The 23,367-nt window shown below is 38.2% G+C and carries 23 protein-coding genes, 2 tRNA genes and 1 riboswitch; of the genes, 9 read left to right on the plus strand and 16 right to left on the minus strand.

Features of this window, described 5'->3' with window-relative positions; translation table 11 throughout:
• Positions 1 to 22: 22 nt before the first annotated feature.
• Positions 23 to 997 carry a thiamine ABC transporter substrate-binding protein gene (locus IB67_RS04580; protein WP_072758059.1) on the minus strand — a complete coding sequence of 325 codons (975 nt, stop codon included), beginning with the start codon at positions 995 to 997 and terminating at the stop codon, positions 23 to 25.
• 110 nt (positions 998 to 1,107) lie between these two features.
• A riboswitch (TPP riboswitch) is annotated at positions 1,108 to 1,218 on the minus strand.
• Between the two features lie 156 nt (positions 1,219 to 1,374).
• Here IB67_RS04580 and IB67_RS04585 point away from each other — a divergent pair.
• Together IB67_RS04585 and IB67_RS04590 are read left to right on the plus strand one after the other, a co-directional pair.
• Positions 1,375 to 3,981: a hypothetical protein gene (locus tag IB67_RS04585; RefSeq protein ID WP_072758061.1), complete on the plus strand. Its 2,607-nt coding sequence runs from the start codon at positions 1,375 to 1,377 to the stop codon at positions 3,979 to 3,981.
• A 71-nt stretch (positions 3,982 to 4,052) separates the two neighbouring features.
• Entirely contained in the window at positions 4,053 to 5,243 is a 1,191-nt protein-coding gene (locus IB67_RS04590; protein ID WP_072758063.1) for an MFS transporter, read from the plus strand.
• On the opposite strand, the gene IB67_RS04595 is transcribed toward IB67_RS04590, so the two are convergent.
• Genes IB67_RS04595 through IB67_RS04605 form a run of 3 tightly spaced genes read right to left on the minus strand, consistent with a single transcriptional unit; the run spans position 5,240 to position 7,829 of the window.
• Positions 5,240 to 6,433 carry an MATE family efflux transporter gene (locus IB67_RS04595; RefSeq protein WP_498875496.1) on the minus strand — a complete coding sequence of 398 codons (1,194 nt, stop codon included), beginning with the start codon at positions 6,431 to 6,433 and terminating at the stop codon, positions 5,240 to 5,242. The genes IB67_RS04590 and IB67_RS04595 overlap by 4 nt on opposite strands.
• Entirely contained in the window at positions 6,406 to 6,606 is a 201-nt protein-coding gene (locus tag IB67_RS04600) for a hypothetical protein (protein WP_498875497.1), read from the minus strand. Before IB67_RS04600 ends, IB67_RS04595 begins: the two co-directional genes overlap by 28 nt.
• 50 nt (positions 6,607 to 6,656) lie before the next feature.
• Positions 6,657 to 7,829: an MFS transporter gene (locus IB67_RS04605; RefSeq protein WP_072758068.1), complete on the minus strand. Its 1,173-nt coding sequence runs from the start codon at positions 7,827 to 7,829 to the stop codon at positions 6,657 to 6,659.
• A gap of 253 nt (positions 7,830 to 8,082) precedes the next feature.
• On the opposite strand from IB67_RS04605, the gene IB67_RS04610 reads away from it, so the two are divergent.
• From IB67_RS04610 to IB67_RS04640, 7 genes are all read left to right on the plus strand, one after another.
• A complete protein-coding gene (locus IB67_RS04610; protein WP_072758070.1) occupies positions 8,083 to 10,296 on the plus strand; it encodes an ATP-dependent Clp protease ATP-binding subunit in 2,214 nt (737 codons plus the stop codon).
• 208 nt (positions 10,297 to 10,504) lie between these two features.
• Positions 10,505 to 10,581, plus strand: a tRNA-Cys gene (locus tag IB67_RS04615).
• A 7-nt stretch (positions 10,582 to 10,588) separates the two neighbouring features.
• Positions 10,589 to 10,664, plus strand: a tRNA-Met gene (locus IB67_RS04620).
• Between the two features lie 101 nt (positions 10,665 to 10,765).
• Positions 10,766 to 11,149: a 30S ribosomal protein S6 gene (gene rpsF, locus IB67_RS04625; RefSeq protein ID WP_072758072.1), complete on the plus strand. Its 384-nt coding sequence runs from the start codon at positions 10,766 to 10,768 to the stop codon at positions 11,147 to 11,149.
• 2 nt (positions 11,150 to 11,151) lie between these two features.
• Positions 11,152 to 11,565: a single-stranded DNA-binding protein gene (locus IB67_RS04630; RefSeq protein WP_084634325.1), complete on the plus strand. Its 414-nt coding sequence runs from the start codon at positions 11,152 to 11,154 to the stop codon at positions 11,563 to 11,565.
• A 31-nt stretch (positions 11,566 to 11,596) separates the two neighbouring features.
• Positions 11,597 to 11,827, plus strand: a complete 231-nt coding sequence (gene rpsR, locus IB67_RS04635; protein WP_072758076.1) for a 30S ribosomal protein S18 — start codon at positions 11,597 to 11,599, stop codon at positions 11,825 to 11,827.
• A 47-nt stretch (positions 11,828 to 11,874) separates the two neighbouring features.
• Entirely contained in the window at positions 11,875 to 12,783 is a 909-nt protein-coding gene (locus tag IB67_RS04640) for a glycoside hydrolase family 191 protein (RefSeq protein ID WP_498875498.1), read from the plus strand.
• Between the two features lie 4 nt (positions 12,784 to 12,787).
• On the opposite strand, the gene era is transcribed toward IB67_RS04640, so the two are convergent.
• The 12 genes from era to infC all read right to left on the minus strand — a co-directional run bounded on the left by era (position 12,788) and on the right by infC (position 23,228).
• On the minus strand, positions 12,788 to 13,684 hold the full coding sequence (gene era / locus IB67_RS04645; protein ID WP_339744728.1) for a GTPase Era: 897 nt from the start codon (positions 13,682 to 13,684) through the stop codon (positions 12,788 to 12,790).
• 36 nt (positions 13,685 to 13,720) lie between these two features.
• Positions 13,721 to 14,695: a DNA polymerase III subunit delta gene (locus IB67_RS04650; RefSeq protein ID WP_339744731.1), complete on the minus strand. Its 975-nt coding sequence runs from the start codon at positions 14,693 to 14,695 to the stop codon at positions 13,721 to 13,723.
• A gap of 9 nt (positions 14,696 to 14,704) precedes the next feature.
• Positions 14,705 to 15,412 carry an ABC transporter ATP-binding protein gene (locus tag IB67_RS04655; protein WP_084634326.1) on the minus strand — a complete coding sequence of 236 codons (708 nt, stop codon included), beginning with the start codon at positions 15,410 to 15,412 and terminating at the stop codon, positions 14,705 to 14,707.
• The gene (coaD, locus tag IB67_RS04660; RefSeq protein ID WP_072758083.1) at positions 15,412 to 15,906 is read right to left on the minus strand and encodes a pantetheine-phosphate adenylyltransferase; all 495 of its coding nucleotides are present in this window, start codon (positions 15,904 to 15,906) and stop codon (positions 15,412 to 15,414) included. Before coaD ends, IB67_RS04655 begins: the two co-directional genes overlap by 1 nt.
• A gap of 14 nt (positions 15,907 to 15,920) precedes the next feature.
• Entirely contained in the window at positions 15,921 to 17,267 is a 1,347-nt protein-coding gene (dnaB, locus tag IB67_RS04665) for a replicative DNA helicase (protein WP_072758085.1), read from the minus strand.
• A gap of 24 nt (positions 17,268 to 17,291) precedes the next feature.
• Positions 17,292 to 18,761 (minus strand): apolipoprotein N-acyltransferase, encoded by a 1,470-nt coding sequence (gene lnt / locus IB67_RS04670; RefSeq protein WP_424695419.1) that lies wholly within the window; start codon positions 18,759 to 18,761, stop codon positions 17,292 to 17,294.
• A 48-nt stretch (positions 18,762 to 18,809) separates the two neighbouring features.
• Positions 18,810 to 19,964: a DegT/DnrJ/EryC1/StrS family aminotransferase gene (locus IB67_RS04675; protein ID WP_072758087.1), complete on the minus strand. Its 1,155-nt coding sequence runs from the start codon at positions 19,962 to 19,964 to the stop codon at positions 18,810 to 18,812.
• Positions 19,965 to 20,074: 110 nt separating this feature from the next.
• On the minus strand, positions 20,075 to 21,130 hold the full coding sequence (locus IB67_RS04680) for a tetratricopeptide repeat protein (protein WP_072758089.1): 1,056 nt from the start codon (positions 21,128 to 21,130) through the stop codon (positions 20,075 to 20,077).
• Positions 21,093 to 22,007 carry a cation diffusion facilitator family transporter gene (locus IB67_RS04685; RefSeq protein WP_245789469.1) on the minus strand — a complete coding sequence of 305 codons (915 nt, stop codon included), beginning with the start codon at positions 22,005 to 22,007 and terminating at the stop codon, positions 21,093 to 21,095. Before IB67_RS04685 ends, IB67_RS04680 begins: the two co-directional genes overlap by 38 nt.
• Before the next feature lie 78 nt (positions 22,008 to 22,085).
• Positions 22,086 to 22,442: a 50S ribosomal protein L20 gene (rplT, locus tag IB67_RS04690; protein WP_072758091.1), complete on the minus strand. Its 357-nt coding sequence runs from the start codon at positions 22,440 to 22,442 to the stop codon at positions 22,086 to 22,088.
• Positions 22,443 to 22,460: 18 nt separating this feature from the next.
• Complete coding sequence (rpmI, locus tag IB67_RS04695) at positions 22,461 to 22,664, minus strand: 50S ribosomal protein L35 (protein ID WP_072758093.1); 204 nt, start codon at positions 22,662 to 22,664, stop codon at positions 22,461 to 22,463.
• 33 nt (positions 22,665 to 22,697) lie between these two features.
• Positions 22,698 to 23,228, minus strand: coding sequence for a translation initiation factor IF-3 (gene infC / locus IB67_RS04700; protein WP_218587305.1), 531 nt, complete (start codon positions 23,226 to 23,228; stop codon positions 22,698 to 22,700).
• Between the last annotated feature and the right edge of the window lie 139 nt (positions 23,229 to 23,367).

The raw sequence follows: 23,367 nt of genomic DNA on the forward strand, positions 1-23,367 counted from the left end.
CCCTTCTCTTTTCGAATTAGAACTATCCTATAACAGCTTTCTCCCACTTCTTCAATATTTCATCCAATCGTTCGTTAATCTTTGGGTCTACTCTCAAAATCTTCTTTGTTTCAGGAACGTATTTAAATACTTCAGGTAGTTCGATGTTTATAACAGGAAGCATCCACTGGTTCAGAGGAACTTCTTTTTGAAATTCAGGTGTCAAAATAAATTCTATAAACGCTCTTGCAAGTGCCCTGTTTTTGGCATTCTTAATTATACCTGCGTATTCTTCAAGAACGTATGCGCCTTCTTCAAAGATTACAGGTACATACTTTATTGAGCCGTATTTATACATGCTGTAAGCTCCGTCTGTTGCAAAACTAACTATTATGTCAGCCTCACCTGTTTCAATCATCTTGAATGCTGCACTCCAACCACTTGTGAATGTAAGTACGTTCTTCTTGAGCTCTTTCCAGTACTCCATAGCTCCATCTTCACCAAAAGCCGCTATTGTCCACATGAGGAATGTCAATCCTGTACTTGAAGTTCTTGGGTCTATTAAAACGATTTTGCCTTTGTATTCCGATTTCAGCAAATCTTTGAATGATCTTGGAGGATTTTTTATCTTCTCCGCGTTGTAAAGCATAGCTATAGCGCCATAATCGTACACGGTCCCGTAGTCGTTTACAAAACCTTTGTACATCAAATTTTTAGAATTCGTTGCTCTGTATTTTTCCAAGATACCTTCGCTGATAGCCTTGTTCAGTTGCTGGAGGTTCAATCCTATGACTATGTCAGCTCTTGGCGAATTTTTCTCAGCTATTAGCCTTGCAAGCACATCGCCCATCGAACCAAAGCTGACAACTTTTACTTTGCAGTTGTACTGTTTTTCAAATTTTGGTATAACAACCTTTGCTATGCCCCCTGCAAAACTGTCGGATGTGTATATGACAAGTTCAGCAGAGAAAGATACCGCTGTGATGAGCACAAGAGTTAAAAAAAACAGCTTTTTCATAAAAATCCCTCCTTTTCACGATATTCATACGTTATGCGCATTTAAAAGAAAAAATCCCTCCAATTTTACGGAGGGAACATCGTTTTATTATTAATTTTTCCAGATTCACACTTATTGTGTGCCCTGGTCCCTCCGCCGGTATTAACCGGATCAGGTTCGAAGGGTCGGGAACTTGCGTTCCCCTCTCAGCCCCGCATTTAGGAGCTCCCCTCCAGGTATAGTATTTCACAATGAATTTTACAATAGCTGTTACTAACAGTCAAGTCGTTGAGTTTTCGGAAAGTTTAATCGTCGATTATTGCGCATAACTTTCATTGTGATAAAATTAACTTAAAGGTTATCTCTAAAACCACTTACTTCTAAGAAGGGGTGAAACTATGAGAAAGCACATTCTTATCTTGCTAAGTGTTTTTGTACTTACTATTTCGTTTGGTGGTGTCTTGCATTTTGAACATGCGGACATTGTTTTTCCGGAAGGTTATGAAGAAAACGCCAAACTTGTTGGGAAGATATTCGAAAACGTTCGGCAACAGGTTATCGATTTAATTGGAAACGACCCGGGTAGAGTTACTTTCATACTTCAAGATAAGGGAGCCATAAGTAACGGATATACAAATCCTTTACTTCACAAAACAATAGTTCTTTACCTCTGGCCACCGGAAAGTTGGTTCCAATTCTCATTGCCGCTCGAGGATTGGTATACATATCTTATCATTCACGAATTTACGCACATGGTGCATTTAACCTACCAAGATTTATTCTCAAAGATAATAAGTATCTTAACAGGCATTCCGTATTTGCCTCAAATGTATGGACCATTTGTCGAAGGCACAACGGTCTTTGCTGAAAGCTCTTTTTCGAAATCCTCAGGTAGACTGAATAATCCGTTCTATTCTGATGGTATGTATTATTATTCTATTCCAAATTTTCCGTCATTCACCTATAAAGAATTGATGCCTGTTGATGACTTCAGAGGAGGTTTGCTGTACTACAATTTCACAGCTGGCTTTTATAAATATCTTGTAGATACGTACGGTCTGGATAAGATGAAAAAATATCTTGAATTAACTTCTGCATTTTTACCTGACCCAGAGATTGGGAGCAAGTATAAAGATATCTTTGAAAAAGTCTTTGGAAAAACTTTTGACGAGCTTTATACTGATTGGATTAGAAGTGTAATGAAGATAAAATACCATGAAGGTGAGCTTATATACAAACTTCCAAATACTCAGATCTACAAAATCGACAAAACAGATAAAGGCATTCGAATACTAACTGATAAATTTGGTCCCTCAACTTCTTACATTGGTACCACTAATTCAGAATTGATAGAATTGGATCAAAGCGGAAAGGAAATTTCAAAACAAGTTCTTTTTGCAATGGATTTGAAAATTGATTCTGATACAAAGTATGGTCTTATCAAAAGCGAGACTATGGGAACATACGAGAATCAGGTTTGGGATTTGAGTGCAAACCGGATTATTGCTAAAGGAAACATATCGGCATTTGCGGTAGCAGATAAGAAGGTATACTTAGCAAATTATGACAATAGAACTATGAAGACCAGAATTGTAGGAGAGAACTTTGAATTAACAATAGACAAGTATGTTTCTTATATGGACGGTAGAGATACGAAATTGGCTCTTCTGCTGTCGGATTATTCGATTCTTATAGTAGATACCAAAACCAAAGAAACGTTTGAGATAACTGACGATGCAATGAAGGGCCCGTATGTAAGATTTTGGAAAGATGGCATTCTCTTTACAAGAGTTGATGGAAAATACGTGAATCCATATTATTATGACCTATCTAAGAAAAAACTTTATCAACTTGGAGAAAATTTGTTGGTTTATGATTTTTGCGTAGCAGATGATTTCATCTATTATGTAAGCTATATTCCCTACACGGTGAATACCGGTATGGGAATTTACAAAATCAAGTATAGTCAATCTGAAGCAGAATTGAAATCATATAAATACGATTTCAGTTTTACTGACGTGAAATTTGAGTACGGCTCTGAGCTCGCGTTTAGAATGAATAAATTCATGCAACCGCTTACTTGGATTCCGATGTACGAGTACAACGAAACTGACGACATTCATCGTGGGTATATGATATTTACTTTTGGAAACATAGAGAACGATACGTTTGTAGTCTTAACACCAATCTTTGACCTCAAAATAACAGATTCAAGCTTCAACCTTTCTTATTCACAGTACATCGGTGCTATCCAATCTAAGGATACTTACGAGCTTTTCGCCAGTTATTATTATCCAACAAACGACTACAACTTGACCGGTGCGTTTAGATTTGGGACTCTTAAACTAACGCCTAATACTAACATGTATGGTTACTTGACTTTCAGTTTTAGAAGTGAATATAGCAATATACTCGACGCTTACTTCAACCTATTTGCTACCTTTAATGTACCTGCTGTTTATTCAAAAAACATAGGCTTTGGGTTACTTGTTACATCGAATTTGTTTGGTTACCCTTATAAATCCCAAGCTTTCTTATTGCTCAGCAGTGAAACGTACGAAGAACTATTCTCGTATGAAAAGCTGTTGTCAAACTTGTACGCTTTCGGCTATTTTGGCATTGCTTTGAATTTAGACACAACATTTGAAAGCCAAGCTGCTGTAAGACTCGAGGATATTCAGACAGTTTCGTACGATGTTTCATTAGCATACACGTTGTTCAAAGACAGTTCATTTATATTCGGAAATCTTATTTACGTACGAAATAGCGGTATTACCCTCGGAATTTCCAATCCAGTAGCTTTATCAAATGAATCCATCTATGGACTTTACACTCATTTCTTTATTGAAACGTATGTCTCAGGTTTAAAGCTCTATCCTGTTGCAGGTATTTTTTCACCATTTACTGAAATCCTAAGCGAGGAGCCATTGTATCTGATTTATTTTGGACTCAATTCATCGCCACATGGTTTACCACTGTCGCCATGGGTGATACCAAGTAGATAACAGTCTAGTAATATGGAGAATGTTTTGTTATAGTTTGTAAGAAAACTACATTTTAGGGGGCTAACATTGTTATGGGAAGGTTTTTTCATAAATATCACTTGCTATCGTTTTCTGTTTCAATTCAAGCGTATCTTTTCAGTACTTTTATAAATTCAACCGCAGCAAAACTGAATTTTACATTTACTCAAATTGGACTTATCAATCTTGTTGCATCCTTTGTCTACGCTTTAGCGAGTATTACGATAGGTCATAGCGGATACAAGTATGGTTATAAGAAAACCATGTCATTGCTTTTCGCGTACCTCCTGTTTGTTTCATTCTATGGACTTGCGGTTCGAACACCATATGCATTAACGCTCTTTGCAATATTACAAGGAGCGTTCTTCGGTTCATTTTTCCCTCAAGTTGAAGGGCTTATTGCAAAGTCAGAAAGTACTCTCGGAATAGATCCACCATCAATTACCGGCAGGTTCACGTTATCATGGAGCACGGGAAATATAATTGGAGTGACGTTTGGTCCATACTTAACCGTTCGCTTGTCATACATTATATTCATGATAGGTCTTATCCTTTCATCATGTAGCGCTATTTTGATTACAAAGGACGGCAGGAAAAGCGGTGATGTTATTGTATTTAAGCCTGCACATAAGTTAACGGAACATACGTACAATTCTTCTATAGTTAACGATTCAAAGCTCATGAGAAAGCTCAGATTAGAATACAGGATAATCCTGTTCTTGGGCGGGCTTGTTTACACATCTGTGATGGCTGATTTTCCGAAACTGATTTTACTTGCAGGTTTAAATTTGGATAAAGCCGGATTTTTAATAGTGGGGGCCAACATAGGTGTTTTCCTGACGTTTGTTCTTCTTCAATCCTGGAAAGGTTGGGTAGGCAACGAGAAAATCTGTGCTTTGCTTCTTAGTGTCGTCCCGGCAACTGGTATCTTGGCAATTTTTGCAAAATCACCTTTGCCGTTTTTTATAACAGCGCTTTTTGCAGGTTTCAGTTATGCTGTTCCCTATACTTTTGCGATATTCTACGGTCTGCTTTCTGAGACCGAAGCACACGGCAAGCAGGGAGCATTGCATGAGATGGTCATAGGTATGCTCTTTGGGGTTGGTCCATTCTTGGGAGGGTTGTTACTTGATAGATTCAATGGAAATACAGGATTGGTTGTTTATGCATTAGCTATATCACTTGCTATTTATTCCATACAGCTATTCTTCAACAAGTTCTATGTACTAAAATCACAGAACTAAATCACTCGTTTTTTTGTCCAGTTAGATTTTACAAACGCATAAAGCATCACACTTGCTTCTGCAAATTCAGAAACAGGAAACGCAAGCCACAATCCGTTTATACCTAATTTGAAAGTCAAAATACTCAAAAGAACAAACGGGACCATAACACCCCATCGACTTATAATGCTTGAAATGAACGGAATAGAGGTCTTTCCGGATCCAAAGAACGCACTTGAAATACCAGCAGTAACCGAAATAAAGAACATTGCAGTCAAGACAAATTTGAGACTCTTAGCACCAATTTCGATAACTATTTGGTTTGTCGTGAATATTCTAAAAATGTCGTCTTTAAAACTCGCAATCAAGGTCAGGATAACCATGTTGATAATGACACTATACAAGGTTGCCATGAAGGCAACCTTTTTTGCCAACCTTTCATCGTTCTTTCCAAGCGCAAATCCAACTAATGTACTTGAACCTATTGAAAGACCGAATATCGGAATAACGGAAAAACCCATAACTCGTTCTATTATGCCGAAAACAGTGACGATTTCCGAACCAAATAGCGATGACAATTTTATGAGTACGGTATACGAAAGATTTCGAAGGAGCATCTCTATACCTGAAGGTAAACCAATGGTAATTAGTTTTCTATCTATTAGCCTGTCCAATTTCAGCAATCCTTTAAACGAGACCTTCACCCCATCTATACCTCTTGAAAGTAACGTTAATCCCCAAATCAGAGGAAAGAAAGAAGATAAAACTGTTGCCCAAGCAGCTCCCTCTATTCCCAAACCAAGACCGCGGACACCTATGTAAGGTATTTTTTCAAAAATGAATACCGGATCAAGGATAATATTTAAAAAAGCCCCAAGAGCCATTGTAGTCATTGCTAAAGTGGCTCGTCCAATGTTGCGCAGTGCGGTAAAGGTAGAGTAAGTCATGAAAAATATCGGCATAAAAAATATGCGGATGTAACCATATTTAATTGCAGATTCGACAACTTCTCTATCCTTTGAAAAGAACCACACAAGCGGTTTGAAAAATACAATTAAAATTGTCGAAGCAATTACCGCAACTAATGCCTTAAAAATAAGGGTTTGTTCTATTATTCTTGAAGTTAAGCGTTTGTCACCCGAACCATAAGATTGTGATATCAACGATACCGAAGATGTGCCTATTATCTCGTTAAGAATCTCAACGAGCAAAAGATTGTAGAAAAGATAACAATGCCTGCAATCGCTTTGTATGATATCTTGCCTATCCAGAACATATCTACCAAGTCGTATAGCGATTGTATTGAAAACCCAATCATCGTCGGGACAGAAAGTTTAAATAGATTCTTGGAAATGTTTCGAAAATCACTTTCTAAATTTATCATTCTCACCCTCCACTCGTCTGTGTACCTTGTCTGTGCACATAGTGCACCAGTTAACTTTCCCTTATATGTTTGTACATTCTTATCATAACATAAGCGTTTACAAAATAAAAAACGGAGCTAACTGCAAAGATTAACGTGTAACCAGAATTAAAGCGCGTGAAATAAGCGAAGAGCTCTGCAGAAAAAGCTCGAGAGACGTTGTTGAAAAAGACGTTCATGCCGTTTATCGATGATAAATACACTACATCGATACTCGAGAAAACCGTAGCAGTTAACAAAGGACTGACCATGTTCATAACCGCAAAGCGGAGTATGTACACCGAAGTGAACGTGATAGGTTCTCTTACAAAACTCAGCATAACTATCAAGATAGGCACGACAACGTATGAGAAGATCAGTACATTCATATCGCCAAATTTCTTGCCAAGCTTGTGTGAAAACATCGCTCCTAAGCTCGTTGCCAACTGCGCACTTGCGAGGATAGAACCGATTATCGCAGGTTTCATGTGGAATATATCATAGAAGATAACGTTTCCAAAGCTAACGAACAATCCTGCACCGAAACCAACGCTTATAGTTGACAGGAAATAATAAACTACTATCTTTCTCATTCTGTAATCCATGTTTCTTACAATGGAGAAAAATCTTAAGATACCCTCATTTGATTCTCTCTTTACCATCAATTCAGAAGCTTTCATTTTGAGAATTGGATATATCGCTATGAGCCTTGATAGACTCGAAACTATCAGAACAGGTCTCAAGCCAAACAGGTCGCCAAACACACCACCAAAAACATTTCCAAGAACACCGGTGAACATCCCAATACCGAAATTCATTCCAAGGTGCTTTGAACGATTACGCGCGTCTGTTTTAAGTATCAGCAAAGTTGAGAGTATTACACTTGTTGCAGACGAAAAGCCACCGAAGAGCAATGACATAATCGCGAGTTGGTGGACAGAAGTAACGAGTATTCTATATGTTCCAAAAAATACACTGAGCAAATGAGTGAACACCATTAGTTGCTTCTTATCAAATCTATCTGCAAGCAAGCCAAATATCAATCCAAAAAAAGCGATTCCCCACAGTGAAAACGAAGTTATCCTACCAACAGCACTTGTGGAAAGTCCAGATGAGCGCAGTAAGAGATTGAATATTGTTCCATATATACCCTGGGCAAGTCCATCGATGAATGTAAAAAGTGTTACGAGATAGGGAATTGGCATCAATTAACCCTCCAATAAGGTGCTTGACCTGTTTCGAAAACTGTTAGCATACGAAGTGTTTCAAGTATATTCTACCATCCGGCAGCAGACAATTCAACTTCAATATAAGAATCCACCATTGTTTTATTTGTGTATTCTTCGAGAAGAAATGTGCGGAGATTTAATTAGCACTCTTGACATATGAGTGCTAATCTGGTAAAATTGTCCCGGAATGGAAATAAGAAAAAGGATTAAGAAAGGGGTGGTCATGATGATGTTTAACACGGAAGACTTCACCGAAAACGCTCAGGAGATTTTGCAGTCCGTTTCCGATGTTTTAAACAGATACAGGCAAAATCAGATGGCGCCCGAGCACATATTGTTGACTATGTTAGAAAACACAAAAAATGCAGCTTATGATATTCTAAGCCATCTGAATGTAGATATTGATGCACTCCGCAGTGATGTCGAACGCGCTATTAGTTCAAAAGGCTCATACTACTATTCTTCAGGTGGAACAGGTCAGGTTTTCATAGCACCAGACACTACGAAGGTAATCAACGAAGCTAAACGTGAAGCGAAACGCATGGGTGACGAAAAGGTAGGTACGGATCACCTGTTGCTGGCGATGACGATTGTTCCAGAAACTACAACTTACAGGTTACTTACAAGATATGGCGTAACTCAAGACAAGCTTTACAGCGCCATCAAAGAGTTGAGGATGAAGAGAACGTATTCTGAAGAGGAAAATATAGACGTACTTGCAAAATTTACAGAAAACCTTACAGAGATGGCAAGGAACGGTCAATTGATGCCGGTTGTCGGTCGAGAGAACGAAGTTAATAGGATGATAGAGATTCTTGGCAGGAAGATCAAAAACAATCCAGTACTCATTGGTGATCCTGGTGTTGGGAAGACTGCGATTGTTGAAGGGCTCGCACAGAGAATTGTAAAGAATGAAGTTCCTGATTTCCTTAAGAACAAGACAGTCTTAAAACTTGACCTCGCAAGACTCGTTGCAGGAACGAAATTCAGGGGTGAGTTTGAAGAAAGGTTGAAGAAGCTGATAGATGTTCTCAAGAAACGAACAGATATAATACTGTTCATAGATGAGCTACATACTGTCGTTGGCGCAGGTGCTGCGGAAGGTGCACTTGACGCGGGAAATATTTTGAAGCCGGAATTGGCGAGAGGAACTCTAAGAGTTATTGGTGCTACAACCGTTGAGGAATACCGAAAACATGTAGAGAAAGACAAGGCCCTTGCAAGAAGGTTCCAAGTTATATTCGTACCAGAGCCAAGCGTTGAAGAGACAATTGAAATTTTGAAAGGATTGAAGCCGAAGTTTGAAGAATTCCACGGTGTTAAAATAACTGATAAGTCTATTGAGGCAGCTGCGAAGTTGTCTTCAAAGTACATTACTGATAGATTTCTGCCTGACAAGGCGGTTGACTTGGTTGATGAAGCTGCTGCAAGAGCGAAGATTGACGGTAAGGCAGAAATATTGGAAGAAGATATTGCAAGGATTGTGGAACGTTGGACAGGCATACCTGTTGGCAAGCTAATGGGTGATGAAAAGGAGAAGATTAAAAACTTAGAAAAGTTTATACACGAGAAATTTGTTGACCAGAAAGAAGCAGTTAGGCTTGTTTCTAACGCAATTAAGATGGCAAGAGCAGGTATAAGGAATCCTAAGCGTCCACTTGGCGTGTTCCTCTTCTTAGGTCCGACTGGTGTTGGGAAAACTGAACTTGCAAAGCGATTGGCTGATGTAATCTTCGGAAGTGAAAAGGCACTCATAAGGATAGATATGAGCGAGTACATGGAGAAGCATTCAGTTGCAAGGTTGATAGGTGCGCCTCCGGGATACGTTGGTTACGAAGAAGGTGGGCAACTTACCGAACAGGTTAGAAGAAGACCGTACAGCGTTGTACTATTCGATGAAATAGAAAAGGCTCATCATGAAGTTTTCAACGTCTTATTGCAACTTTTCGATGATGGAAGGCTTACAGATGGAAAGGGTACAACTGTGGACTTTAGAAACACGATAATAATCATGACGAGCAACATCGGTTCAGACGTAATTATCCAGGATATCGAAGATGGCTTGGAAGATGCTATTCCAAGGCATATGGAAGAAGAGATGCGCAGGTACTTCAGACCCGAACTCATCAACAGAATAGACGCAGCGGTTGTATTTAAACCTTTGAAGAAGGAACATATAAAACAAATAATCTCCATCTACTTGAAGGAACTAAACGAAAGACTTGCTGATAGAAAGATTACAGTTGAACTTGATCAAAACGTAATGGAATATTTAGCAACAGAAGGATACGTTCCTACGATGGGTGCAAGACCATTGAGAAGGTTGTTTGAAAACACTATAGAATTCAAATTAGCAGAACTTATCATAGATGAAAAGGTCAAAGAAGGAAACAAGGTGCTCTTCTCGATGAAAGATGAAGGGTTAAGCTGGGAAATACTCTAAAGCAGAATACATGTATCAGTTTTGGCATCTGCAAGTACTCTTGCAGATCCCGTGATTTCTTAATAGTATTCGTAGTTCCATTCATAGTTAGTGTTGGCGAAGTGTTTCAAAAAAAGACAAGATAGGCACTCTTGGATTTTGCCAGTTGAATTTTGCTTGAAGCTGTTGACAGAACAACGGTTATATGATAGAATGTATCTCGCAACGGGGCGACGTAGCCAAGGGGTCTAAGGCGGAGGTCTGCAAAATCTCTATTCGAGGGTTCAAATCCCTCCGTCGCCTCCAAGAGAGTGGGCTCGTAGCTCAGTTGGTAGAGCATCCGGCTCATAACCGGACGGTCGGGGGTTCGATCCCTCCCGAGCCCACCAGAAAGATACCGCGGGCGTTATGCCCGTATTTGTTTTATGCTCAATAATCCCGCTCTGCTAAAAGAAGGCAGGGCCGCATAGACCGAGGGAGGAGGTGCTTTATGAGGATTTACGAAACGATGTTCATCATCAAACCAGATTTGTCAGAGGAAGAAAGAAACAGCTTGGTTGAGAACGTGAAGAAGTTTTTGGAAGAGAGAGTAGGAGCACATGTGGAAAACGTAGACAGGTGGGGTATAAGGAAACTTGCCTACAGAATCGGCAAATACTCAGAAGGAGATTACACAGTTCTCTACTTCAGGTCAACAGGTCAAGGTCTTGAACAGTTCGAAAACTATTTCAGAGTTCACCCAGAGTTCATTAGATGGCAGACATTTAGAAGAGAAGACCTTGAAAAGAAAGAAAGAAGAGCAGCAAGAGCAAAAAAGACAGAAGAAGTTTCATCGGAATCCCAGGAGGGAACAACAGAAGAGAAGGGTGAATAATTATGTCTTACAATAAGGTTGTTCTTGTTGGAAGGCTAACAAGAGATCCTGAAACAAGACAAACACTCGATGGAAATCTTATAACAACGTTCACGCTTGCTGTTAATAGAGGTAACAACGGTGATGATGTGGATTTCATTCGTATCGTTGCATTTAGAAAACTCGCTGAGCTTGCACACAATTATCTTCAGAAAGGGCGCATGGTCCTCGTCGATGGTAAGCTCAGGATAAATAAATGGAAGACAAACGATGGACAACCGCGTTCAACTGTCGAAATATGGGCAGACAATATAGTTTTTGTTGATTCTAAGAAAGGCGATAGAGAAATACCTGATGAGATTCCGTACGAAGAAGTCTTTGGTCAAGATGTTGAAACAGATGAAGACATACCAAATGATGATGAACCACCGTTTTGATGTTTTAAACATATAAAAAGGAGGGAATAATATGCCAAAAGTAAGGCAGAGAAGAAGAAAAGTTAAAGCATGCAAAATGTGCGAAATGAAAGTAGAATACGTTGATTATAAAGATATAAGAGTACTCAAGGACTTCCTCAATGAAAAGGGTAAGATCCTTCCAAGAAGATTAACAGGTAACTGTGCAAAGCACCAAAGAATGGTCAAGGATGCAATAAAGAGAGCAAGACAGATGGCATTGATCCCTTACATAAAGTACTAAGAATAAAAGCCGCCTAAACGGCGGCTTTTCTTTTGGGAGGATTCATTGTGGACAGTTCTTTTGCGTTTAAGCTGTCGATTCTGATAACATTAGTAATTTCTGTTTTGTTAATTACCATAAACCTATATGCTGTGGAAATAAAACAAGGTTGGATACTTTTCACCAATGGACCTGATATTAATTCGATAATCAATTATCCAGCCAAAATTGTAGTTATTGATTACTCGTCAGATGGTACAGACAGGCGGGCATTCAGTAGTGCTGAGATTAATTTGCTTAAGTCTACAGGAAAAAAGGTTTTTTTATACATAAATTTTGCGATTGCAGAAGACTGGAGATTCTATTGGAACAAACTTCCAAAGAGTATCATCTTAGGTAATCTCGAAGGTTGGACCGGTGAATACTACGTAAAATATTGGTACGCAGAATGGTATTCGATAATAAAAGAATATATGACAAAAATCTCTAACGCTAACTTCGATGGAGTAGTGCTTGATTGGATAAATGTTTATACGCACGAAAATCTTCAAAAGCTAAGTGGTAAGACACAAGAAAATCTTAAACTTGCGATAGTGGAAAATATTAGGAAAATTGTCTCAGAATTTCCGAAAATGGAGTATGTATTAATCAACGGTGAAGATATCTTAATTGAGTTTCCTGATTTGAAAAAGAGTATCAAGTATGTTTTAGTGGAGAGTCTGTTTTTCACAAATACCAAATTAAAACTCAGTACAAAATATTATACCGAGCGATTAGGTAAGCTCTTAAAGCTTAGAAACGATGGAATTGAGATTCTTTCAGTTGAATATATAGATAATGGGAATCCTTTAGATAAAACTAACTCTGAAAGGATAAAAACTTATGTTGAATTAGCAACGAAATACGGTTTTATTTATTACATAGCACGCACGGATATGAAGTTGGATATTCTAAATGTCCCAAGAGTTATGAATTAAGTTGTTATTCAAGGTCGTCTCTCATTCCTATTTCATTGAGTATTATAAAATCTTTGTTCCGCCAGTCCTTCTTAACTTTGACATGGAGATCCAAATATACCTTCGATTCGACAAAATACTCAATGTCTTTTCTCGCACTTTCACCTATCTTCTTTATCATCTGACCTTTTTGGCCTATGATAATTCCCTTTTGGCTATCTCTCTCAACATATATATTAGCTCTTATGTAAACAATGCCGTTGTCACGCTGTTTTACTTCTTCAACTATAACAGCGACGGAATGTGGCACCTCTTCGTATGTGAAGTGGAATATCTTCTCGCGTATGAGTTCCGCAGCTATGAATGAAAGCGGTCTATCAACGAGAATATCATCAGGATAGAATTGTGGTCCTTCCGGGATATTATCCTTAATAACTTTAAGTAAATCGTCTAATCCTGAACCTGTTAGGGCGGACGTACGTACCACTGCAATCAGATCGTTTACAGATTCCCTAATTTTGTCTTCAATTTCAACGATTGTATCCTCTTTTACTAAGTCTATTTTGTTTATAATACCTATTGTAGGTGTCCCGGATTGGTTTATGTAATCCGATATAAATTCTTCGGGCGTCTCAAAACCTTCCTTTGCATCTATCGTAAACAACAGTATATCAACGTTTTTCAAAGCCTGAACAGCTGCTTTGACCATGTATTCCCCAAGTCTGTGTAATGGTTTGTGTATTCCCGGTGTGTCTACGAAGATGATCTGTGCTTCATTGTCTGTATATATCACGTTTATCCTATTTCGAGTTGTCTGTGGTTTCTCAGAGACGATGACTACTTTCTTTTTCATGATCGCGTTAATGATTGATGATTTTCCAACATTAGGTTTTCCCACAAAGGAAGTAAATCCACTTCTCATATTTCACACCTCTTGTTATCTTATCATTGTCTTCAACTATTCTGATTGTTCACTCTTTTCTTGCTTTAATTCAGATATTAATTCGCTCAGCAAAACCTTAATATCATCGCCGAGCTTAACTCTTCTGTCAAGTAAATAAATACGGTTTATGAGGTTTAATACAGACTTAGCTGTATAGTACAAAACGTGATTGAATGGTGGGTTTTTAGAATTCTTAAACCTAAATCCAAGGAATCTTGCAACTTTTGGCGATGCAATTTCTGTTTCTTTTGCTAATTTACTTATCTCTGGCCACGAATATTCACTTTGTTTTCTATGTAAATTGGCGATTATGTCGAACAGATCTATAAAGTGTTTTGCGAGTGCGTAAGAGATTACAACTGCATCGTACTCGGAAACGATGTCATTCAAAAGCTCTAAGGCTTTTGAGTATTTTCTCTCACTGATGGCAAATAAAAACTCATCTAATCTACTTATTGTACGCTTGTAGACAATCTCATCAACATCTTCGATAGAGACTTCGTCATTAGAGTAGGTCTTTAATTTTTCAAGTTCTGTTAGTATTCCAAACTCGTCACTACCAACAAGATTGTATATTTCTTGGGCGACTTCTTTATTGCAAATTATGTTCAATTCCTTGGCTGTTTGTAGTATTAACTCGATCCACTTTTCTTCTTCCCAGTCCTTTGGTTTTTCAAGAACAACAACTTGCCCGCCCTCTATGTCTTTAGAAACTTTTTGAGTTCTTACAAAAACTGTTACTTGCTCATTTGAAAATGAGATATTCATGAACTCGTTCTTTTCACTTTTCGACCACTCATCGAAATCAACAAGGTCATATACCTTCGAATTAGAGAATAAACCAACACTTTGGGATGCATATTTCAGTTCCGATATTTTATCTGTGTCATCTGCATATATTCTTCTGTAGTGTATATCCTTTCCAGATATGTAATTTTTTACGTAAAATTCCTTTTTGAGCTCAGAATCGCCAGTAAGATATATAACCATAAGATGTTATCATTTGTCCTCCCTGTTGTTTATTACTTCGACTATTTTTCCACTTTCCATTCTGAATATTCTATGGGCAATCTGTGCAACGGTATGGTCATGCGTGACTATGACGAAGATAGTCCCAAATTCTCTGTTAAGGTCTATAATCAGTTGTTTTATCTGTTCCCCATTCTTCGCGTCAAGAGCTCCGGTAGGTTCATCTGCCCATATTATCTTTGGGTTTGTCGATAGAGCTCTTGCAACGGCAACCCTTTGTTGCTCACCGCCTGAAAGTTGTGAAGGATAGGCATCTTTTCTGTGTATGATTCCCATTTTGTTTAATAATTCTAATGCACGATCTCTTGCTTGTGTTATGGGGGTTTTATTTAGTAACATTGGCAGTTCGACATTTTCGACAGCTGTTAGTACGGGTATCAAGTTGAAGAACTGGAATATAAATCCCATATACTTTGCCCTGAATTTTGCCTTTTCTTCTTCGCTCATTTTTGTTATTTCTTTCTCTTCAATAATTATCCTTCCAGTTGTTGGAATATCTAAACCTGCAAGCAAGTTGAGCAGTGTTGTTTTACCAGATCCAGAAGGTCCCAATATTGCAACGATTTCCCTGTCATAGATTTCCAAATTCACACTGTCGAGTGCAACGACCTTAGAATTACCACTTCCATAAACCTTTGATAGGTTTTCAGCTAATATCACAGGATTTTTTGATTCCATCATTTCACCTCAGTTTGAATTTTGAATTTCTCTCGAAGTTTCTTTTCAACAATTTCTGGTACCCACTGAGAGATTGTGCCTCCGAACGACGCAACTTCTTTGACAAGACTTGAGGAAAGAAACGAAAAATTCTTATCGGTCATAAGGAATACGGTTTCCACACCGTCGCAAATTTCTTTGTTTGCAAGCGCCATTTGCAATTCATATTCAAAATCTGTAACTGCCCTGAGACCCCTTATTACTACATTGATCTTCTTCGCTGAAGTGTATTCCACAAGCAGACCAGAAAATGTTTCAACATGTACATTTGGTATGTTTTTCAAGCATTCTTGAACCATTTCTATCCTCTCATCAACGCTGAATGTGTAATTCTTCTTTTTGTTTTCCATTATAACCACATAAAGCTCGTCGAATAGCAACGCTGCCCGCTTTGCAATATCTATATGACCGTAAGTTATTGGGTCAAATGACCCGGGATACACAGCTTTTACCATATCGTACACCCCTTCTATTGCTCAGAGTGGAAAACATCTGGCTCGAAGAAATTTGTAGAGGATGGATTGAACATCAACGTTACTGTCCCTATTGGACCGTTTCTTTGCTTTCCAATGATTATCTCAGTTTCATGTGGCAAATCTACGTGCTGTTTTTTGTAGTACTCATCTCTGTACAGGAATATAACTACGTCGGCATCTTGTTCGATTGCCCCTGATTCTCTCAAATCGCTAAGACGTGGGCGTTTGTCTTCCCTTTGCTCAACTGCACGTGATAATTGCGAAAGTGCTATGATTGATACATCAAGCTCTCTTGCAAGCAGTTTTAAAGATCTAGAAATTTCTGAGATTTCTTGTTGTCTGCTGTCTCTCCTTCCATCTCCTATATCCATAAGTTGCAGGTAATCAATAAATATCGCATCTATGTTATACTCCTTTTTCATTCTTCGCGCTTTAGCCCTCAAAACTCTCGGTTCGAGGTTAGACTCATCATCGACTATGATGTTTGCTTTCATTATTCTTGAAGCTCCTTGTACAAGCCTCTTCCATTCATCATCGCTCAACCATCCGCGCCTAACTTTCTGTAAGTCCACGAGAGATTCCATACAAAGGAGCCTTTGTATAAGTTGTTCTTTGCTCATTTCGAGACTGAAGATACCCACAGAAGCTTCTCCAATCATTGCCATGTTCTTAGCAAGGTTTAGCGCAAAAGCTGTTTTACCAACACTTGGCCTCGCTGCGATGATAATCAAATCAGACTTGTGGAACCCAGAGGTCATTTCGTCCAACTTTTTGAAACCTGTTGGAATTCCCGTAACTAATCCTGTCATTCCTTTTAAATGTTTGTTTCTCAGATCTTCGAGATGTTCAAAAACCTCGGTAAGTGCGCTTCTTATATCAATGTATGTCTTTGTTGCTCTTGATTCAGCGATTCTAAACACAAGTCTTTCTGCCTCATCCAAAACCTCTTCTACGTCAAGCGCTTCGTTGTATGCTTTTTCGACAATCATGCTACCTGCTGTGATAAGCTCTCTAAGAACTGCTTTATCACGAATGATCTGTGCATACATCTCAGAGTGTGCGGCAGTTGGCACGTTATCAGCAAGCTGAGCAACGTAAAGTTCACCGCCTATTTTTTCAAGCAGCCCCTTTGATTTTAGCCTGTCGCAGACAGATATTATATCTATAGGTTGGCCATCATCATGAAGCTCTTCTATGGCGCTGAAGATAGCTTTGTGTTTTTGGTCGTAAAAATCTGCTGAGCTTACAATTGAAACAATGTTATCCAATCTCTCTGGCTCAATTAATATGCTTCCAATTAGGGCTTGTTCTGCTTCTATGCTGGCAGGTATATTCTTCACTTATGCTACCTCCTCAAACTGCTATTAGTCGAAAATGGTATTTTTCTTCTTCAATGTTAAGCCGCTAAGAATTATTATAAATAAGGAGACGAGAACAATATATTCTCCAAACTTTATATAAAACGTTTCTTGTGTATTTATGCTGATATACATTGTTCTTGAAATTGTTCCATAAGGAAGTTGTGTATAGTTTCCAAAGATGTCTACAACACCACTTATGCCGGTGTTCGAAACTTGAATGACATATCTTCTTGTTTCTATAGCTCTGAAAATCGATTGGACAAAATGCTGTTGGAGCGGAATGCGTGAGTTATACCATCCATCATTAGTTATAACCACTATTGCCCCAACATCGCGAGCCAATTTTCTTGACAAGTTTGGAAAGAAAGACTCAAAACATATTTCAAAGCCGATTTTTCCATACCCTGGAATATCGATATCCTTTAGCGTCCCAGGCGAGAAATAATACATTCCCTTCAAAAAGCTCAGAGAGCCAAATATGCTCCCATACGGTAGCATTTCGACAAATGGAAAGAGCTTTACTTTATCATATTTATCTAAGAAGCTTCCATTACTATAAATAACAGCGCTGTTAAAAGCTTTGTCTTCATCAAGAGTTGGGAACCCAACAACTATTATTCTTTTAGAGAATATTTCAAGAAGCTCTTTTTCAACATCAGAATTTCTTATATCTGTTCCAGGAAAAACAGCTTCGGGAAATATTGTCATATATTCTGGCGTATCTGAAAATTGTTTTTTTATATAGTCGACGATTTCTGAGGAACTGTAAGAATACTTGACTTTTTGCGGTACATTTGTTTGGGCAAGAACAACAGGTTTGTCCCCAATTATCTTAGGTATGAATCGCTCGATAATACCATCACCAGAAATTATTATGACAAATATTGATAACATTACAAGCAGATTTGCTTTGCTTTTTTTGAGCAATCTGTAAGATTCATAGTTTATTACAACGATTACAAAGACCAATCCAAGGGTGCCAGTAATAGAAAGTAGTTGTAATATCCCTGTGAAGTTGTACAGTGCATCACTCAATCTTCCACCTGTGAATCCCAGGTCGCCGATTCCCCTAAGATATTCTGACAGTGTGTACGCAGAAGCAACGAACAGTGGTTGCAGAAACCTGTATTTTATCCTTTCAGCCCAGAGACCGTATAAGAAGCCGAATAACAAAAATGGCAGGGCTTCAAGTACGCAAAAAAGCAAATATACGAAAAAACCCGCGGTTGGTCCAAATCTTCCGAAAAGCTCTGGTAAACCTGTGGTGAGTGTGTTAATTAAGTAGTGAAAATTAACAAAAGAGAAAATGAAGAAGTATAAAAATGAGCTAAGAGCTGTGAGAATGGGTCCCTTTCTCTCTAACGAAAAGAACAGCGGTATTAACGCAAAAAACACTAATCCCCCGTAGAGATAACCTGGCATGGAAAGAGTCGTGAGAAGCGATGCGATTAAGATATTTAATATCTCACCCACAAAATTCCCCCCGTTTTCTCATTAATTTATACACATAAAGAAGTTTAATTATTTTATGAATATCTCAACCGCTTTTCTCAGATGGTTGGCAACGTATTCTTGGTCTTCTTTTTCAAGGTCAGTGTAGAACGGTATTGCTATTGTTCTTCCTGAAATATCTTCCGTAACAGACAAGGTTCCCTCGCTCCATCCAAGTTCTCTATATGGTCTTTGTAGGTGCACAGGAGAGAAATAATTTCTACATTGTATGCCATTCTCTTCCAAATACTTCATAACGTTATCCCTAATAGACTTGTTTGCAGGCTTTGGCAGTCTTACCACATACACAAACCATGACATCTTTGTCACGTAATCCATAACCTTTGGAGTTTCAATGCCAGAGTCTTTTAACAGTTCCTCGTATCTCTTCGCTACGGTATTTCTCTTATCAATAATCGTATCTATTCGCTTCATCTGAGACCATCCAAGCGCTGCTGACATTTCATCTATTCTGTAATTGTATCCTATATAATCGTGCGAAAGCCATCCTTGACCTTCTCCTCTTCCTTGGTTTCTCATCGCAGCAGACAGTTTGAATATTTCGTCACTATCTGTAACTATTATGCCACCTTCGCCTGTGGTTATCTGTTTATTGGGATAAAACGCAAATGCGCCAGCTAATCCAAATGTTCCAACTTTCTTTCCTTTATATTCACTTCCGAGGGCTTCACAAGAATCTTCAATTATCTTCACGTCATATTTCTCGCATACGTTAACTACGCTATCCCAATCCAATGGATGCCCAAATACGTCAACCGCCATTAGAAACATACTTCTGTATTTTCCAGCGTTTTTTTCAACGACTTGCTCAAAATGTTCCATATCCATATTCATAGTCTCAGGTTCTATGTCAACGAACTCAACATTCCCACCTTCATAAAGTGCAACGTTTGCAGAAGCAACGAATGTAAATGACGGAACTATGAGTAAATCATCCTTTCCAAACCCCAAAGCTTTGATGATTAAGTGCAGAGCACTTGTACCGCTTGAAACTGCGACTGCATATTTTGTCCCAACATAGCTCGCAATACTCTCCTCAAACATTCTTGTGTATTTTCCTATGCTCAACCTGCCTGATTTCAAGACTTCTACAACAACTTCTATATCACCTTCTGATATCTGCGGATTTGAAAGTGGAACTGTCTTTTTACCTTTTTCTTCCATCTCATCAGCTCCTTATATTGTAATAATTCTGCACTCCAGAGAGATTATATCATAAAACGACAAAAAATGTCCCTAATTGGGACACTTTTATACCTGCATTTGTTTACCAACTATTCGATTTTTATTCTTTTCAGAAAATTATATTCATTGAAGGCTTCTTCATACATACCAGCTTCTTCAAAAAGTTGTGCAAGTTTGAGGCGCTTGTCAGGATTAAAAGGATCTTTTTCAACAATCTTCTTGTAAATATTTGCCGCACGTTTTTTCAAACCAAAAGTCCTAAATAGAACATACCGTGGATAGCGAAACGCGAAGACAATTGTAATTGGGAGAATTATAAGAACGGTGATAATAAGCTTTTGAACATATGAAGACAATTTTATACTTCCTAACTTTTTAAGATGCTCAGCAAACCATATAGAAATCCTTTTATGCCAAGATATCTTATTCTTTTCTTCCTCCTTTAGAAAAAGTTCTTCCATTTCTTGGAGTTTGTAGCCATCATTGCTAAAGTACCTATAAAGTTCGAGCAATTTGACTCTTTGATTTTCGTCCGACTCGGAATACTGCTTATACAAATGTTTGAGAAGCTTACTGCCAGCATCTGCAATATCCAATTTCTTAAGGATGTTTTTAACAAAGTATTCGCGTGCTTTTTGGTCTTCTAACAAAATTTGTATTATTTCACGTGTGAATTTTTCAAAAAAATGCTCTGTCTCTGGTAGAAACTTTAATAAAATAATTACTGATAAATCTTTAGATATATTTTCACTGATGTAATTTACTATTCGCTCAGTCCCAAAAATCTCTACGATGTAATATTGCGAGCTTTTAAGAATCTCAAAATTCTTAGAAAACTCAACAAGCTGTGACAAATCTTCTTTCACTGCAAATTCGTAATCTTTGAGTTTGCGTTTTGCGTTTACAAGCCTTCCAATTCTTTCGATTTTTTCTTCCTCATCTTTAGATATGCTACTACCGAGCCTTGAAACATAAACAAGATACATATCCCAGGCAAACTCTGGGTCAGTTTTTGACTTCTCAGCGATTTCATCTAATGTCAGTGGAAAGACAAGAGAAGAGAGTAGAATTATAGCAACAAATAAAGACTTGAGAAATATGTCAACTTTAGTGCTTTTCTGACAATCCGAAAGGTTCTGTTTCATCGTTTTCCTCCGGTTCGACATGAATTACGACATCATATATTTCCTTTGTATCGCTGAGTTTTCTTTTGATACACTTTGTTATATCGTGTGCTTCTTTTACACTCATAGTGCCAGTGACTTCTATATCCATATCTATATCGAATTTCCCACCGACCTTGCGTACCCTGACTTTGTGTGGGTTTAGAGCACCACACTCTTTACACACTTTGAATATATTTTCGTAAATCCACATCTCTTCTTCCTTGAGACCATCCATTAACTCGTGAGCGTTCTCTTCAAATACTTCCCATGCCACTTTTATAATTATACCAGACATCACGACACCAATCAAAGGGTCCATCCATGCTAATCCAATTTTGTTTAATCCAACCCCAAGGAACACAAGTCCTGAAAGCAGTATATCATTTCTCATATTCTTTGCTTCCGCAATCATTGAATTACTCTTGTATTTCTTACCTGTAGAGTACTCAATCGTAAACAAGAATGTCTTTCCAGCGACCGACAATACCGCGACTAAAAGGGGTAAGAAACCTTCCAAAACTTGATAACGCCCTGTTATAAGTCTATGCAAACTTTCAATAAGTAGGCTCACGCCAGCATAGAATACGACGAAAGAGATTATCTTAGCACCTATGTTCTCAGCCTTTTGGTGTCCGTAAGGGTGTTCCTTATCTGGTGGTCTTCGAGAAATTATCGTTGCAAGTAACATTGTAGAAGATGTCAGGATATCGGTAGATGTGTCTATACCGTCCGCTAAAACCGCCATGCTCTTGAAAATCAGCCCAACGGTCACTTTTAGTACTGCGAGCAGTAAATTCGTTGCCACAGCTATTATTGCAACTTGGCGAAGTTTCTTATCAATTGTGGAGTTCTGCAATTTAATTCCTCCTTATTGTAGATTTTTATAAAAACAAGGGGCTTATTCAAGCCCCTTGATGCTGAGAATCATTATCAATTATTTTCCAAGAGCCGTTTTCGCAATCGCTACGTATTCCTTGAAACTCACTGGATCGTTGACTGCAAGCTCAGCAAGCATCTTTCTATTTATGGTTACGTTTGCTAACTTTAATCCGTGGATGAGTTCGTTGTATTTCAAGCCTTCATTTCTCGCTGCTATATTGATTCTTGTTATCCAGAGCTTTCTGAAATTCCCTTTCTTGTTTCTTCTTCCGTCGAAAGCGAATTTAAGAGCTCTATAATAGGATTGTTTTGCAAGGGTATATCTTCTGCCGAGTGCACCTCTGAATCCTTTGGCGAATTTCAGAACCTTTTTTCTTTTCTTCTTAGCATTTACAGCATTCTTTACTCGCATGTCTATTCCTCCCTATGATTATTTTTTTCCAAGAAGTCTAAGGATTCTTGAGCTATCAGAACTTGCAACTACATCTTCGAGTCTTAAAGCGCGGAGCGTTGATCTTCTCTTCTTTCCAGTTTTGTGCCACGCATTTGCATGCCTTCTCATTATTTTTCCATTCTTTGTTACTTTAAACCTCTTTGCTGCGGTTTTGCTTGTCTTCATCTTTTGCTTAGCCATGACTCATCCCTCCTGTAAAAGTTTATTCTATTCTTACAAATTCTTGGGTTTAAGAACCATCCACATATCTCTGCCTTCAACCTTCGCTTCTTTTTCGACATTACCGATATCAGCTATATCTTTCGCAATTCTATCTAATATCTCCTTCCCTTTGTCCATGAATGCCATTTCTCTGCCTCTGAACATCACGGTAACCTTAACCTTGTTACCTTCTTCCAAGAACCGTTTAATGTGCTTAAGTTTTGTCTGATAGTCATGTTCATTTATCGCGGTTCTAAATTTCATTTCTTTAACTTCTATTATCCTTTGGTTCTTCTTTGCCTTCTGCTCTCTCTTTGCAAGTTCGTACTTATATTTACCGTAGTCCAAAATTCTTGCCACTGGTGGTTGAGCATTTGGTGCAACCAAAATCAAATCTAACCCTCTTGATTTTGCCAAGTCAATTGCTGTGCTCTTAGACATTACACCAACAGCTTTTCCTTCCTCATCAACAACCCTCAGTTCAGAGAATGGAATCTCTTCGTTCTTTATAATCTTTTCCTTCTCGTTTTTAATAAGTTTCACCCTCCTACATAAAAATATGGTATAAATAATTTAGCTTAAAAAAATTGAGGGCAGGACAACTTATGTCACCTTGGCTTTTAAGCCATTTAAGGAGTCTGTTGCCTGCCTTTAACCATGATTAGTTGGTTGGGCTTTCAGC

Origin of the sequence: Fervidobacterium riparium (assembly GCF_025370035.1) — a bacterium.
Taxonomy (GTDB): domain Bacteria; phylum Thermotogota; class Thermotogae; order Thermotogales; family Fervidobacteriaceae; genus Fervidobacterium; species Fervidobacterium gondwanense.

Bases quoted from the DNA above. Each gene is read 5' to 3' on its own strand.
- IB67_RS04580 (WP_072758059.1), bottom strand. From the start codon at position 997: ATGAAAAAGCTGTTTTTTTTAACTCTTGTGCTCATCACAGCGGTATCT.
- IB67_RS04585 (WP_072758061.1), top strand. From the start codon at position 1,375: ATGAGAAAGCACATTCTTATCTTGCTAAGTGTTTTTGTACTTACTATT.
- IB67_RS04590 (WP_072758063.1), top strand. From the start codon at position 4,053: ATGGGAAGGTTTTTTCATAAATATCACTTGCTATCGTTTTCTGTTTCA.
- IB67_RS04600 (WP_498875497.1), bottom strand. From the start codon at position 6,606: ATGATAAATTTAGAAAGTGATTTTCGAAACATTTCCAAGAATCTATTT.
- IB67_RS04605 (WP_072758068.1), bottom strand. From the start codon at position 7,829: ATGCCAATTCCCTATCTCGTAACACTTTTTACATTCATCGATGGACTT.
- IB67_RS04610 (WP_072758070.1), top strand. From the start codon at position 8,083: ATGTTTAACACGGAAGACTTCACCGAAAACGCTCAGGAGATTTTGCAG.
- rpsF (WP_072758072.1), top strand. From the start codon at position 10,766: ATGAGGATTTACGAAACGATGTTCATCATCAAACCAGATTTGTCAGAG.
- IB67_RS04630 (WP_084634325.1), top strand. From the start codon at position 11,152: ATGTCTTACAATAAGGTTGTTCTTGTTGGAAGGCTAACAAGAGATCCT.
- rpsR (WP_072758076.1), top strand. From the start codon at position 11,597: ATGCCAAAAGTAAGGCAGAGAAGAAGAAAAGTTAAAGCATGCAAAATG.
- era (WP_339744728.1), bottom strand. From the start codon at position 13,684: ATGAGAAGTGGATTTACTTCCTTTGTGGGAAAACCTAATGTTGGAAAA.
- IB67_RS04650 (WP_339744731.1), bottom strand. From the start codon at position 14,695: ATGGTTATATATCTTACTGGCGATTCTGAGCTCAAAAAGGAATTTTAC.
- IB67_RS04655 (WP_084634326.1), bottom strand. From the start codon at position 15,412: ATGGAATCAAAAAATCCTGTGATATTAGCTGAAAACCTATCAAAGGTT.
- coaD (WP_072758083.1), bottom strand. From the start codon at position 15,906: ATGGTAAAAGCTGTGTATCCCGGGTCATTTGACCCAATAACTTACGGT.
- IB67_RS04675 (WP_072758087.1), bottom strand. From the start codon at position 19,964: ATGGAAGAAAAAGGTAAAAAGACAGTTCCACTTTCAAATCCGCAGATA.
- IB67_RS04680 (WP_072758089.1), bottom strand. From the start codon at position 21,130: ATGAAACAGAACCTTTCGGATTGTCAGAAAAGCACTAAAGTTGACATA.
- rplT (WP_072758091.1), bottom strand. From the start codon at position 22,442: ATGCGAGTAAAGAATGCTGTAAATGCTAAGAAGAAAAGAAAAAAGGTT.
- rpmI (WP_072758093.1), bottom strand. From the start codon at position 22,664: ATGGCTAAGCAAAAGATGAAGACAAGCAAAACCGCAGCAAAGAGGTTT.